Genomic DNA, 13086 nt, shown 5'->3' on the forward strand with positions numbered 1-13086 from the left:
GCCATGATCAAACTCTTCAATTAAATATATCGAAATATGAATCGTCGTTGTGACACTCTTAACGAGTGCCCACACAGATTGTCTTGTCTAAATTTTTAAAGAACGTTACTAGCTTTTGCTAGCTGCCTCTCTCGAAGCGGATGCGTATCTTACAGCGCATCTTTTTTTTGTCAACAACTTTTGTTTATTTATTTTTAAACTTGGTTTTTGACATCCTCATCAGTTGTTAGCGTTTTGCTCTTCCCTGTTGAGGAGGCGCGCATTCTACGCATTCCTGTAGCATCGTCAACACCCTTTTTTAAATAAATATAAAAAAAGCGACCGTTCGGTCGCTTTTTAATCTATTAGTACGTTAATCATGCGTTTACGCTTGTATATCCTTATTCTATCAGCTCAAAAAGGCATATCCTCTTTATTATTGAGCGACGACATCTGATTATTGCTACGTAATCATTCCTGCTTATTGTCTACACTTTCATTGCTTTTCTTTTTATCGACATTGAAGTCTGCATCTTCTTCATGATCGCCCACTACATCGTCTAACGTTACTTTCTCAACGGTACGAAACGTATTGATAGGTCCAGCTAACGCATATAGTGCAAAAACAAGGAACAATACTAAAGCGGGCTCTGTTGCTACAACAACGAATATCAGGAGAACTAAAAGAAGGCCTACAAATGGAACCTTACCTTGCCAATTAACTTCTTTGAAAGAATTGTATTTAAAGTTACTCACCATCAGCAAACCTGCCAAGCCAGTTACTGCAGCAACTATTAAACCATAGTCGGTACCAACAGCATCATACTCAACTCCAACCCATACAAGACCAGAGACAACAGCCGCAGCAGCCGGACTTGCGAGACCTTGGAAGAAACGCTTATCGGCAATACCAACTTGCGTATTGAAGCGAGCTAAACGAAGAGCTGCACCCGCTACATATATAAAGGCCGCTAACCAACCTAACTTGCCCAGCTCAGTTAACCCCCAATTATAAGCAACAAGTGCAGGTGCCATTCCAAATGAAACCATATCTGCCATTGAGTCATACTCAGCACCAAAGTCGCTTTGCGTGTTCGTCATTCTTGCCACACGCCCATCTAAGCCATCAAAAATCATAGCAACAAAGATAGCCACTGCCGCGGCTTCGAACCTGCCGTTCATTGACGAAACCACAGCAAAGAAACCCGAAAACAACCCTGCTGTTGTTAATAAGTTGGGAAGTAAGTATATCCCTTTACGTTTTTGATCAGACATATGTCCTCATACTTCTACATATACAATTGCACTAATTATTTCATAGATATGCAGGAACGCATAGCAAAGTAAAAAGACTGCCTCGTTCCTTTACATAACGCCGTTGCAAAACGTTATTAACTTTGCATTGATTACACGTACTCCTACCACAATGCCGGCGCTTGGCTTCTATTTATTCAGTACCGCTTATGCTCACGATTAAACAAACAACTAATAACTAGGTATACGGTTACATACCTTAAATAGCTCACCGTTCATATATCATACAAGTCCATGTTGAAATTAGGTACTACCAAGTTTGTGTTCGCATAATATGCGCACACATCACTCGGCGTGTACTTGAAGTGCTTTGCGCTTCATATATAGGAAAGCAATTATGCGAACGCTACAAAAAACGTTTTCTTTGCAAACTGTACTATTACTTTCCACAGCTTTGCTATCTACCCTGAGTGCTAATTCAGCATTCGCTACCTACTATAAAAAGCAAAGTTATTCTCACTGTGGGTCATCGAGCCAAAGCAACGAACAAAGCAATGTATGTAACTCTCCGTTGGGAGAATATACCTACGATCTAGTCGATGACGAAGTGACACAAACCAATCAGGCGAATAATTCCTTTGTTCAAATAGACGGATTAAATATTAATATGTCCGCCTTTTCTGACACACAAGGAGTTACCGGCGAAACAGTCGTTGGCGCTAAGTTAGAAAAAATCTCAGATAAATGGGCTTACGGCATAACAAACAATGATGAAGCATACTATCGCGACGGTGCCGACCACGCCATTGACAATATCAACTATTACTCTCAAGGTAGCGCGAACGCATATTATAGCGGTATGACTAACGTAGAACGTGACTATGACTTCGTGTTGTTATCGTTCGACTCTGCGGTGACACTAACGGGCGCAAGTTTTTCATGGCTTTACAGTGGCAGCGACAGCCAAGTATCTGTTGCAGCACTAAGTAATACTTCGAAACTAACCTCAGGTGTTAACACGTGGAGCGATATTGTCGCTAACGCCTTAACTTCAGCCTCATTTGATATTGAAAACTGTGAATATTTAGATCACCGTGCTGACTTTACTTTCACTGAGTCCGCTCAATATTGGTTGGTTGGCGCTTATAACACCGTATTCGGAAATATTGGCGGCCATGTAGGTAATGATGCCTTTAAGCTTGCTAATGTTGGCTTCTCTGTAACAGAGTCTGCCGGTACGCCAACGCCAACAGAAGTTTCTGAACCTGGCACCATTGGCTTACTCATGGCTTGTTCACTTCTTGTGATGTGGCGTCGCAAAAAATCCATTTGAAGAAATTAGACTTTAGATCACTGACAGGTTGGAAAATCTGTCAGTTTTTTTTACCCTCTCTCATACCGCCCCTTTTCAAATTAAAATATTAACTTAAAAATCAAAAGCTTAAACAAACTGGCACGAAAGAAGCATAACATCAAAAATAATCATCTAATTTTGCTTTTTGGGTAGTTCAAAATATGAAGTTTTCTACATCGCTGACATTACTATTACTTGCTGTTAGTTCATCAGTTTTCGCTACAGATTCAAGCCTCAACAGTGCAAAGTATGATGCACAATACACACTCGCCAATTCTAATGGCAGCGCAAATTACTCACAAACGACCAATGCGCAAAACAGCAATACCTCAATCGAGATTAACGGCGTTACAGTTGATGTAGGAATCACTGCTTGGTCAAACTCTGCAGGACACGCCGACGACAGACTTGCCCAGGGCAATATTCAAGGTTGGTGGAACTGTACGCTTGGTAATAATGGTTGTACTTTAGCAAATAGACACGTTGGCTACGGAATTAAAAATAGTGATTATTCTTGGGGAGGTGATAGTCACGCAGTTGATAATAGCGGTGACGGCGGTGGCAGAGATTTTGATATGTTCTTACTGTCATTTAGCGAGTCAGTGACTCTTGAAAATGCAGCCTTCACTTGGGTAGTCGGCGACAATGATAGTAAAGAAGTTACTGTTGCGGGTCTTAATAGTATTGCGGCATTTGAGAGCGGAGCCAACTCAACTTGGAACACTGTTACAAGCGCTATTGTTGAGAATACACTAGGTCACTTTGGCGTAGGTTCAAAAGGCTCAAACGGTTTGTACGAATCAACATTTACGAAGCTAACTGGTAGTGCAAAATACTGGTTAATAGGTGCATACAATACCATTTTCGACGATAACGCTGAGAGTAACTTTAGCAGCGTACAATTAAAACTGTCTTCCATTGGTGTGTCAATGACTCAACCAACCGCAGAAGTTAGTGAGCCTGGCGCCCTAGCACTGATGGGGTTGGGTTTAGGTCTTGTTCTTTATAGACGTAAGCGCCGCGTTTAATTGTTTAAAAACGCATAGAAAACACGTATCTTTAGAAGGTGGCTTAGGCCACCTTTTTTTATGCTATTTTAAAGCCAGCGGCTAGGCTAAGTTTCGAAGGTATATATGGATTTTTTTAATAATAAAAAGCGTGTTGTACAACGCGCTATTGTCTCTGCAGTTGCCTCATCATTAATCGCTTTTAACAGTTTTGCTTCTACGTCAGAAGACTACGAAAAAGCACTGACCGCGTTTAATCAAAACGAATACGACGAAGCCTATATCCACCTTAAAAACAGCTTACAAAAAGACCCTGAAAACCTTGCTGCAAAAATCCTTATGGGCGAAATACTGCTTATTAATGGCTACTTAACTGCAGCAGAAATGGAGTTTGTAGAAGCGTTGGAAATGGGTGCAGATATCAACCTTCTGGCAGAGCCTCTCGGCAACACTTGGTTGTTTTTGAACAGGTACCAAGAAATTGTAGACTTCTCTGATTTAAACAAACTATCAGGTGATGCAGAGCGCGAGTGGCTTATGATTCGTGCAACTGCGTGTATTAGACTGCAAGACGAGTCGTGTGCCCTACGTGATTACAATACAATTGTTTCACGCACGCCTAATTTTGTACCTGCAATAAATGGCTTAGCCTCCATAGCTCTTCAAAATGAAGATTTATCCAAAGCGACCTCGCTTATCAATAAAGCCATGTCGTTAGAACCAGAAAATGCAATAACATGGCGATTGAAGGGGCAACTCGCATACCGACAGGGTGATAAAGATGCAGCTACGGCACACTTGCAAAAGGCGCTGACTTTTAATCGAGACGATCCCATTGCATTACGGAATCTTGTTGATTTGTATTTAGAAGCGAAAGACTACGACACGGCAAAACTGTTCGTAGATGAGATAATCCAAGATACACCCAATGATCCTCTCGCCATTTTACTTAATAGCTGGTTACAAAGCAGAGACAACCAGCAAGCTATCGATAACGAAAAACTAAAAGAACTTAACGACTTCATGGCTCAACTGGATCCTGAGCTTATTACCTCACAGCCCATGTTGCTTTACATAAGTGGTTTAACTAACTTCTTTAATAACAACATGGAAACAGCCGCGAAAGATTTTAACGCTTATCTGCAACAAGAGCCTGATGACTTACAGGCGGTATTGATGTTGAGCCAAGTTTACATGGCGACTCAACAAGATAAACAGGCCCTTGCCCTGCTTGAACGTCATCAGGATGCGTTAATGGAAGACCCAGACTCAGCACTGCTTTTAGGTGATTTATTTATTCGCCAAAACAAAGCCTTTAAAGCCGAGCGACTTTTGCAAAATCTTGAATATAAATACCCGAATGAAAACAAGCTCCAGCTATTTAAGATTAAATTAATGGCTGCCAGAGGTAAACAAGATGAAGCGCTATCTATTCTTGAAAATAACTTATCTACCTACAAGGATAATGCCGGCTTTCTTTTCACTTATTCATTGATGAATTTACAAGCTCAGCAGTTTAAAAATGCATTAAAAGGCGCTGACTTATTAAGCGCTTTGTTTCCAAACGAAGCAGAAGTTTTCAATCTTAAAGCCGGTATATTGATTAGACAGGGCCGATTAGAAGAAGCCAAGGTCAACATAGAAAAAGCGCTAGCGCAAAACCCGACGCTTTTCCCTGCGAAATTCAATTTAGCAGCCACGGAAAGCCGTTTAGGAAATGTCGATAAATCTAACCTGCTAGTAGAAGAGTTACTTGCTCTGTCTCCCCAACATAATGAAACGCTGATGCTGAAAGCGTTCAATTTGAGCAAAGCAGGAAATCTAGAAGAAGCTAAGCAAATTTATCTCGATATATTGACGCTCACGCCTTCAAATACTGGAGCGAGAGAGCGCGTTTCATCTTTGTATCAACAACAAGGCGACACAAAAAATGCGCTCTATCACTTAGACCTCTTAATCAAAGACGATTTCGACAACGCCGATTATCTCCTTCGAAAAGCAGCGCTTCAGTTAGAAGCAGGTCAACGTGCCGATGGAGAAAAAACGCTAAGTATTGTGAGGAATTTTATCAATGACGATGCCGGCAAGCTTATCGCATATGCTGATCAAGCTCGAAGTGTTGATAATGATGAAAACGCCTTAGACGCCATGGCCCGAGCGTATGAAATAGCGAATACAAGTACGTTTGTCACGTTGCGTTATGTGAGCCTACTGCTCGACATGCAAAACAACGACAAAGCACAATCACTGCTAACAACCATTCCCGCAAACCAACAACAAAATCCGGTTTATTATTTCTTGAAAGGCCGACTGGCAGCAAATAAGGGAAACAGTGAACGTGCTATCAAAGAGTTTGAAAAAGCGTTAGATGTAGACGCTACTTTTGCACAGGCTTTTGTTGCCATTTACAACTACGCACTGAACGATCAGTTTGTCGATGTATTCTTGAATACGGCAAGAAAACTGGTGAGCGAGAATGAAAACAATCTGCTGGCAAAAAACCTGTTGGCGCAATATTTATTCTTCATTCAAGAGTTCGATGAGTCGATAGCGCTTTACAAGCAGCTTGTTGAGCAACCAAACTTACTCAACCCTGCTGAAGCCTACAATCGCCTAGCGATCATGCATATCGAGAAGTCGCTAGTCACTGCAAAAAATTATGCACGTCAGGCCTACGAGCTTCAACCAAACTCAGCAAAAATATTGGATACCTACGGTCATATCAAAGCGCTACAAGGAGACTATGAAGGCAGCCTTAAAATGCTGAGGGATGCGTTCGCCAGAGACGCCAACGACCCAAATATTCGCTATCATCTGGGCTACACGCTAGCCAAGCTCAATAGAATTGAAGAGGCGAAAAAAGAGTTAGAATATGCAGTAAAAGTGGAACGCCCTTTCTTTAAGCGCCCTCAAGCAAGAACGCTATTAGAGAGCCTATAAGGCTCTCTTCGCATGCAGCTATAGGCAGCACGAACAATTGCGTTTGTGCTTTTCCATTTTGCCAATACCAGGGTTAAACGTATTGGTTGGATCTAAGTCTTTGTAAAATTTCTGCAAGTTACTTTCGGCTTCATACAAATGACCTACATTGTGTTCAGCCGGATACTTAGCGCCACGACTGTCTAATAGTGCCAACATATCTGCTTTTACTTTTTTGGCGTCGCTGCCTTTTTTAAGTATGTAATCTTGATGAAAGACATGGCAGAAAAAATGTCCATAATAAAGTGACTTTTCAACGTGTTTGGCGATGTGCTCAGGCAGGTTCTCTACCCACAAATCATCATTGCGGCGCAATGCGATGTCCAATGCTAAGATGTCTCCTACTTGCTTATGGTGTAACGTTTGATAGCGAACCGCGGCGCCAGCTGCAGCAAAACGCAATAAAAACGCCTTAGACGCTTCTTCTTCATTACAAGTAATGAAGTCACCATCTAGCTTCTCTTCTTTAAACAGCTTGGCCAAAAGCGTTTTAGCCTCTTCGATGCCACCATCGCTCATTTTAAGGATTAGATGATGCTCGTACTTGTCGCGGTAGGTTCTTATACTCGAGGGAATTTGGTCAGAAAAGAACTTACTACCGAACTGCATCAATCTGTCGCTTAGGTAAGGAGGAAGCAGAGGTAACTTGTTGAGCACGGCATCCACCCGCCCTTTGAGTGCAAACATTTTAGGTAGCGAGTCAGTTCCCAAACGCTGAATACTTATGATCGTATCTTTTCCATAAACATCTGCAATATCGAACATTTCTCTATGAAGATATTCACCCACCTCAGGAACGTTTTTACATTGAGTCAGTATGTCTCTGCGAATACGAGTAAGTACAGAGGCATCATTTGTACCGATATAAAACGTTTGCTCTTCATTAGGCACTTCGAATGTGTCTAAACGCACCGCGAAAACAGCAATTTTACCTGCGCATCCACTGGCTTCGTAAAGCCGTTTTGGATCGGCATTGAAGCGGCTCGGCGTATCAGCATTTACGTCTCTAACGATGTGTTCATAATCACTTGCCGACGCTTTCATACTGGTTTCAGGTAGAGATTTTGGAAAGTTGCCAGAAGAAAGGTTTCCGATAATTTCTTCTGGCGTGTCGCCTAAATCTATCCCTAGGTGATTAACAAGCTTTAGCTCTCCGTTTTTATCCACCTGAGCGAACAGCGATAACTCAGTATAGGCAGGTCCCCTTTTGACAAGTGCCCCACCTGAGTTGTTTGCAACACCACCGACAATAGACGCACCTAGACACGACGACCCAATCACAGAGTGAGGCGCACGCCCAAGTGGCTTTAGCGCCTTTTCAAGTTTGAACAGTGTTGCTCCCGGAAAGCTCAATACTTGCGTTCCGTCGTTAACCAGAACAATATCGTCCATTGCTAACGTATTTATAACCACCACTGGTCTATCGTAGTCGCTTCCACTTGGCGTTGAGCCTTCGGTCAAGCCGGTTTTCGCGGCCTGCATAATAATGATGCAGTTATATTCAACGCAAACCTTTAGCACTTCCCAATATTGCATTAGCGTATGTGGAAAAAGTACAGCCAATGCTTCGCCCTCGCCTGACCGCCACCCCTTGCGATAGTGCTCAGTTTGGCGCGTTCCTACGGCAAGATTGCTTTCCCCGAGTACGCGTTTAAAAGCGTCAATAATTGGGGTTGTTTGCATGTATAACTCCTTAGAACAGTGCAATGCGTATTAAAAAATTAGTTTGTGCCGACTAATGGACCGCCGACGTCAAACACATAAACCCCCAACCATACTAAAATACCTGCAAATGCAACGTAATATATAGTTGGGATAATAGTCTTTCTTAAAGTAGCTCCCTCTTGCCCCATTAATCCTACCGTTGCCGACGCAGCTACAACATTGTGTATTGCAATCATATTTCCGGCAGCCGCCCCAACGGCTTGCGCTGCGATAATTAGTGCAGGTGACAATTGAAGGCTTAATGCTGCTTCGAACTGAAACTGGCTGAACATCATATTCGATACTGTGTTCGAGCCTGCGATAAATGCGCCTAATGCACCAATAGTAGGGCTAATTAATGGGAAAGCTTCGCCAAACATATTGGCGAACAATTGCGCGCCAGCTATCGGCATACTGACGATGTCGGCGCCATTCACACCTGAATTTATAAAAAGCCTAACCATAGGAATTGTGAACATCAATACAAAACCAGCACTTAGCAACGTTTTGCTGGAATCATTGAAAGCCTTAAACAACACTTCTCCCTTAGATACCTTTTTACTTTGAATGATTACTGCAACCAATGCACCTATTAACAACAAACCACCAGGAAGATATAGCGGACTGATTGATGCACTTACACCCGTTTCACCCAGTATGTTGTCAAATGAGAGTGTCAGCGACGTAGTAAATTCTTTTATTGTTGGAAACACTCTGGATATTACGAGCAAAAGTGCAACAACTAAATAAGGGACCCAAGCCGTAACCCAATGCATGGCCTTTTGTGACGTTATGTCGTCTGCTTTTATTTCCAAATTACCCAGCCAACCTTTGTCCCATGACGCTTTCGGCGGGAAATCCCATGTTGTTTTAGGCATCAAGAAACCATTTTTAGCTGCAGTAACAACCACTGCCAAGCTCACCAATCCTCCAATCAACGAAGGAAATTCAGGGCCTAATACAATGCCGGTAAATACGTAAGGAATGGTAAAGCTGACGCCTGCGAATAAGGCGAAAGGTAGAATTTGTAACCCTTCGCGCCAAGACTTGTTGGAGCCAAAAAAGCGAGTGAGCATTACAGCCATTAAAACTGGCATAAATGAGCCAATAATTCCGTGGATAATTGCCACTTCAGAGGTGATTAGTTGAATAAACTGCTCCCATTGCCAGCCTTGAGCCTGCAAAGTCTGACTGATCGCTTGGCCGTCTAAGCCTTTGTTTACACCAATAACTATAGGCGTTCCCACTGCGCCAAAAGAGACGGGGGTGCTTTGGATCATCATACCAATAAGTACGGCAGCCAATGCTGGAAAACCGATGGCAACAAGCAAAGGAGCCGCTATAGCGGCCGGCGTGCCAAAACCAGAAGCACCTTCAATAAAAGTTCCGAAGCACCAAGCAATGATTATTGCCTGGACTCTTCTATCAGGTGAAATGTTGGTGAAACCCTGGCGGATAACATCAATTGCTCCAGTATATTTCAATGTGTTGAGCAGAAAAATTGCACCAAATACAATCCACAAAACAGATACTGTAATCACTAAGCCTTGTAGAATTGAAGCGCCCACCCGTACTGCCGACATATCCCATGCTAAAAGTGCCATAAGTGCTGTACTTGCTAATACAACTGGCATTGCTCTTTTCGCAGACCACTGTAAACCCAATAGCAGCACTGCTGAAAGCGTTATAGGTAGCAATGCTAATAATCCAAGGGTTATCTCATTCATGAGTTTTCCTCTTATTATAATTAGTTAATTATTCGAGTTTCTAACGTTAGAAACTCGATGTTAATGCAGGGTTAAAATTTAGGTATGCGACTGTACTAATTTCTCACGTGTTGATATATATGCATTAAAGACAAAGTTTATTTCCATTTTTGGACTAATAGTGGCAAAAGCAGACGATATTATCCTTTTTGTGAACGTAGTTGATGAAGGCTCTTTTTCAAAGGTCGCTCAAAAACTCAACCTAACTAATTCTGTAGTAAGTAAGCGTATCGCACGATTAGAGTCAGATTTGAACGTTCAATTGCTTTACCGCTCTACACGAAAGCTCAATTTAACTGATGCAGGAAGAACACTGTACAATAAGGCGAGAATCGCCAATTTAGCCATTCAAGACGCAGAAGATGCCGTCAGTGGTTACAGTGATGAAGTGCGTGGAAAAATCCGAATTACTATGCCCAATGTATCAGCAAAACTGGTCTTAAATCGCGCAATTGCCGAGTTTTGCAATTTACACGAAGAGGTGGATGTAGAGCTTGCAATTACCAATCGCGTTACCAATATCATTGAAGAAGGCTACGATCTCGCCATTCGTACAGCCCACCTTGAGGACTCCTCTCTTATTGCTAAACGCCTTATAGATTCAAAATGGATAGTATGCGCAAGCCCCACATATCTTAAAAACAAAAGCCGCCCAAATCATCCTGATGACTTAACTGAACATAATTGTTTAATTTACAAGTACGATAGCACTGGCCCAGACTTCTGGCCGTTTCATATTGAAGGAGAGCTTCACAACGTTCAAATTGGTGGGCGAATACAGTCAAATAACTTGGATGCGTTAAGGCAAGCCGCTATTGCAGGTGTGGGTGTAGCATTTCTTCCCAAGGCATTAGTGCATGAAGATATCGAAGATGGGGCGCTTTCGCCTTTACTTGTCGAGTACGTAACTAAGACTATGGGTATTTATGCCGTTTATCCTCGTTCGCGTCAGCCTGACAAAAAGCTAAAGCTACTGGTCAACTACCTTCAAGAGGCGTTTAGCAATAGAAGCGCCTATTTTTATTGATAAACATTGAAGTAATCTCTGTTTACATCAAAAACATGGCGCTAAACATAATTGAAGCGATCTTAAAACGCGAACTTAGCTGACGCTTGGATGTAATTGGAGTCAATGCTGTCTATATTGTCATCATTGATAGAATAAGCACCAAACTCTAGGCCGACATCAAGACGCGGCGCTACCGTATCAATTACATTCACCGCCCAGTGCGAACGTTTGCGCCCCAAAATATCTGTTTTAGCTGCTCCATAAAATACAGTGCTGCGGAGAGTTTCGGTCCAAAAATGGCGATACGCTACGGTATAAGCCAGCGTACTTTCCGTTTCCAATGTTTGAGTTGCAGGATCCTCAACAACATCAGCAGTCATGCCGGCCGCAGCATACCGACCGGGCTTACCCGCGGTTAATTGAAAACGTAGATCATCTTTTGCAAAAAGTGGTATTTTGCCTGCGATATTTACTGCTGCTGTAACTTCTTCAACCCCTCCTTGATCGACAAGTCGTATTACAGAGCCGAAAGCATATTGCCCATATTGACTATCTAAATTGTATCGTACAACAAAGTCGGGCGTAGACTCATCAGGGTCAGCGGCTACACCTGTAAGCCCTACGGCATTGGCAGGTGCGTCGGTATCACCATCCCCAATGGTCTCTGGGCTTTCGATGGCAAATTGCCAGTTTCCAGAGGTGTATCTAACCTGAACTTGCCTTGCAAACACTTCTCCTACATGAGGACCACCAAAATCTAACGACTCAGGAATAACGTGAAGCGGCATAAAGGTGCTCCAGTTTTGCCCCGCACTCCAGTTCTTATAGGTGATGAAGAAGTGACGTAACCTCAAGTTAGTAGAGTTACTTACCGCTTCGTTACCGCCTCCGCCATACATATCGACTTCTATAAAAGTACTCACCTCCCCTATAGAAACGCCCATATTTAAGCGTGACTCTCCTACATTGAAACCTGTGTGTGATGTCTCTATTGCTTCCCCGCCAGGAAAATTACCAATCCAATAATCCTGATAAGCAATATCCCCTTCAACATGCCTGACATCTACTTTGGCATAACCTCCAACACTAACCTTAACGTGTTCGTTACCGACCTTCCCGTTGAACAACTCTATGCCGTAAGAAGGGTTAAGAATTAGCGCTAATGCACAAGCAGATAAGCGTAGGGTGTATTTATTGTTTGTTTTCATTATTCGTCCTAATAGCTGAAACTATTTAACATGTCGTTAACGGGCGGATAATGTATTCGTTCGTGCTCAGAGGATAAACCGAGTTTAGAATATTAACTTTTTCCTAAATTCGCATAATCAGAGGTTTACTTTTTGAATGTTAATTGTGTAAAGAGATGAAGAATATTGAGCATAAATCGCTCAATAGAAAAATAATAAAAGGCTACTTGTTGCTAACACGATAAGTGAAAGTAATGATATTGACTGAAGTGCCTTACCCCAACTTTGCGAAAACCAACTTAAACACAAAGACAAAGAAAACACGGTAAGTGCAGACATAATAGTATCTGCAGGCGAGAATGTCGCTTGATTTACACTCAATGCAAATACGGCAAAACCAGTACCTATGGCACCGACTGCGCTCACAATCATGCATAATATGAAATGCGCACAAAGCTTAGCTATATCTCGGGGCATTGAGCGCACAGAAACTACCGCTTCGTTTGAATTATATAACTGCATCGCAACCTCTTAACCCTCTCAACAATAAGTTAATGATAATCGTTATCATTATTAAATCAAGAAAATTAATTAGCTGTATTAGGAAAATTCATTAAACAAGAAAGCGTAATCTGTCGCTATTCGACCAGTGGCTTTTTGGTAAATCGTTTTTTGTTATGAAGCTGCCGATTAATGGTCTTTCGCGGAATCTACTGGCAATAAAAAAGGCACTGTCTCCAGTGCCTCAGATTGATGATAAACCCCTCTTTTTTCGGAGGGGGTTATTTTTTCTAGCAGCCGAAGGCTGCGATCGCGATATTTTTTAATAAGGCGTTTTTGTTTTAGT

The 13086-nt window shown here is 42.2% G+C and carries 9 protein-coding genes; 4 read left to right on the forward strand and 5 right to left on the reverse strand.

Features of this window, described 5'->3' with window-relative positions:
• Nucleotides 1-450: 450 nt before the first annotated feature.
• The gene (pssA, locus tag F0261_RS19190; protein ID WP_171338681.1) at nt 451-1254 is read right to left on the reverse strand and encodes a CDP-diacylglycerol--serine O-phosphatidyltransferase; all 804 of its coding nucleotides are present in this window, start codon (nt 1252-1254) and stop codon (nt 451-453) included.
• A gap of 376 nt (nt 1255-1630) precedes the next feature.
• Here pssA and xdp1 (F0261_RS19195) point away from each other — a divergent pair, with 376 nt between their 5' ends.
• From xdp1 (F0261_RS19195) to prsT, 3 genes are all read left to right on the forward strand, one after another.
• Nucleotides 1631-2566: an exosortase-dependent surface protein XDP1 gene (gene xdp1 / locus F0261_RS19195; RefSeq protein ID WP_171338682.1), complete on the forward strand. Its 936-nt coding sequence runs from the start codon at nt 1631-1633 to the stop codon at nt 2564-2566.
• 182 nt (nt 2567-2748) lie between these two features.
• Complete coding sequence (xdp1, locus tag F0261_RS19200) at nt 2749-3615, forward strand: exosortase-dependent surface protein XDP1 (RefSeq protein WP_171338683.1); 867 nt, start codon at nt 2749-2751, stop codon at nt 3613-3615.
• Nucleotides 3616-3720: 105 nt separating this feature from the next.
• Nucleotides 3721-6534, forward strand: a complete 2814-nt coding sequence (gene prsT, locus F0261_RS19205; RefSeq protein ID WP_171338684.1) for an XrtA/PEP-CTERM system TPR-repeat protein PrsT — start codon at nt 3721-3723, stop codon at nt 6532-6534.
• A gap of 18 nt (nt 6535-6552) precedes the next feature.
• On the opposite strand, the gene dld is transcribed toward prsT, so the two are convergent.
• Together dld and F0261_RS19215 are read right to left on the reverse strand one after the other, a co-directional pair.
• Nucleotides 6553-8256, reverse strand: a complete 1704-nt coding sequence (gene dld, locus F0261_RS19210) for a D-lactate dehydrogenase (protein WP_171338685.1) — start codon at nt 8254-8256, stop codon at nt 6553-6555.
• A 38-nt stretch (nt 8257-8294) separates the two neighbouring features.
• Nucleotides 8295-10004 (reverse strand): L-lactate permease, encoded by a 1710-nt coding sequence (locus tag F0261_RS19215; protein ID WP_171338686.1) that lies wholly within the window; start codon nt 10002-10004, stop codon nt 8295-8297.
• A 160-nt stretch (nt 10005-10164) separates the two neighbouring features.
• Between F0261_RS19215 and F0261_RS19220 the strand changes: the two genes are divergently transcribed.
• Entirely contained in the window at nt 10165-11070 is a 906-nt protein-coding gene (locus F0261_RS19220; RefSeq protein ID WP_014979761.1) for a LysR family transcriptional regulator, read from the forward strand.
• 62 nt (nt 11071-11132) lie between these two features.
• Here the strand turns inward: F0261_RS19220 and F0261_RS19225 are convergent, their stop codons facing one another.
• Nucleotides 11133-12260, reverse strand: a complete 1128-nt coding sequence (locus tag F0261_RS19225; RefSeq protein ID WP_171338687.1) for a DcaP family trimeric outer membrane transporter — start codon at nt 12258-12260, stop codon at nt 11133-11135.
• Between the two features lie 180 nt (nt 12261-12440).
• Nucleotides 12441-12761 carry a hypothetical protein gene (locus F0261_RS19230; RefSeq protein ID WP_171338688.1) on the reverse strand — a complete coding sequence of 107 codons (321 nt, stop codon included), beginning with the start codon at nt 12759-12761 and terminating at the stop codon, nt 12441-12443.
• Nucleotides 12762-13086: the final 325 nt, after the last annotated feature.

Source organism: Alteromonas sp. 07-89-2, from assembly GCF_013113925.1.
Classification (GTDB): domain Bacteria; phylum Pseudomonadota; class Gammaproteobacteria; order Enterobacterales; family Alteromonadaceae; genus Alteromonas; species Alteromonas macleodii.

Bases quoted from the DNA above. Each gene is read 5' to 3' on its own strand.
- F0261_RS19225 (WP_171338687.1), bottom strand. From the start codon at position 12,260: ATGAAAACAAACAATAAATACACCCTACGCTTATCTGCTTGTGCATTA.
- F0261_RS19215 (WP_171338686.1), bottom strand. From the start codon at position 10,004: ATGAATGAGATAACCCTTGGATTATTAGCATTGCTACCTATAACGCTT.
- dld (WP_171338685.1), bottom strand. From the start codon at position 8,256: ATGCAAACAACCCCAATTATTGACGCTTTTAAACGCGTACTCGGGGAA.
- pssA (WP_171338681.1), bottom strand. From the start codon at position 1,254: ATGTCTGATCAAAAACGTAAAGGGATATACTTACTTCCCAACTTATTA.
- F0261_RS19230 (WP_171338688.1), bottom strand. From the start codon at position 12,761: ATGCAGTTATATAATTCAAACGAAGCGGTAGTTTCTGTGCGCTCAATG.
- prsT (WP_171338684.1), top strand. From the start codon at position 3,721: ATGGATTTTTTTAATAATAAAAAGCGTGTTGTACAACGCGCTATTGTC.
- xdp1 (WP_171338682.1), top strand. From the start codon at position 1,631: ATGCGAACGCTACAAAAAACGTTTTCTTTGCAAACTGTACTATTACTT.
- xdp1 (WP_171338683.1), top strand. From the start codon at position 2,749: ATGAAGTTTTCTACATCGCTGACATTACTATTACTTGCTGTTAGTTCA.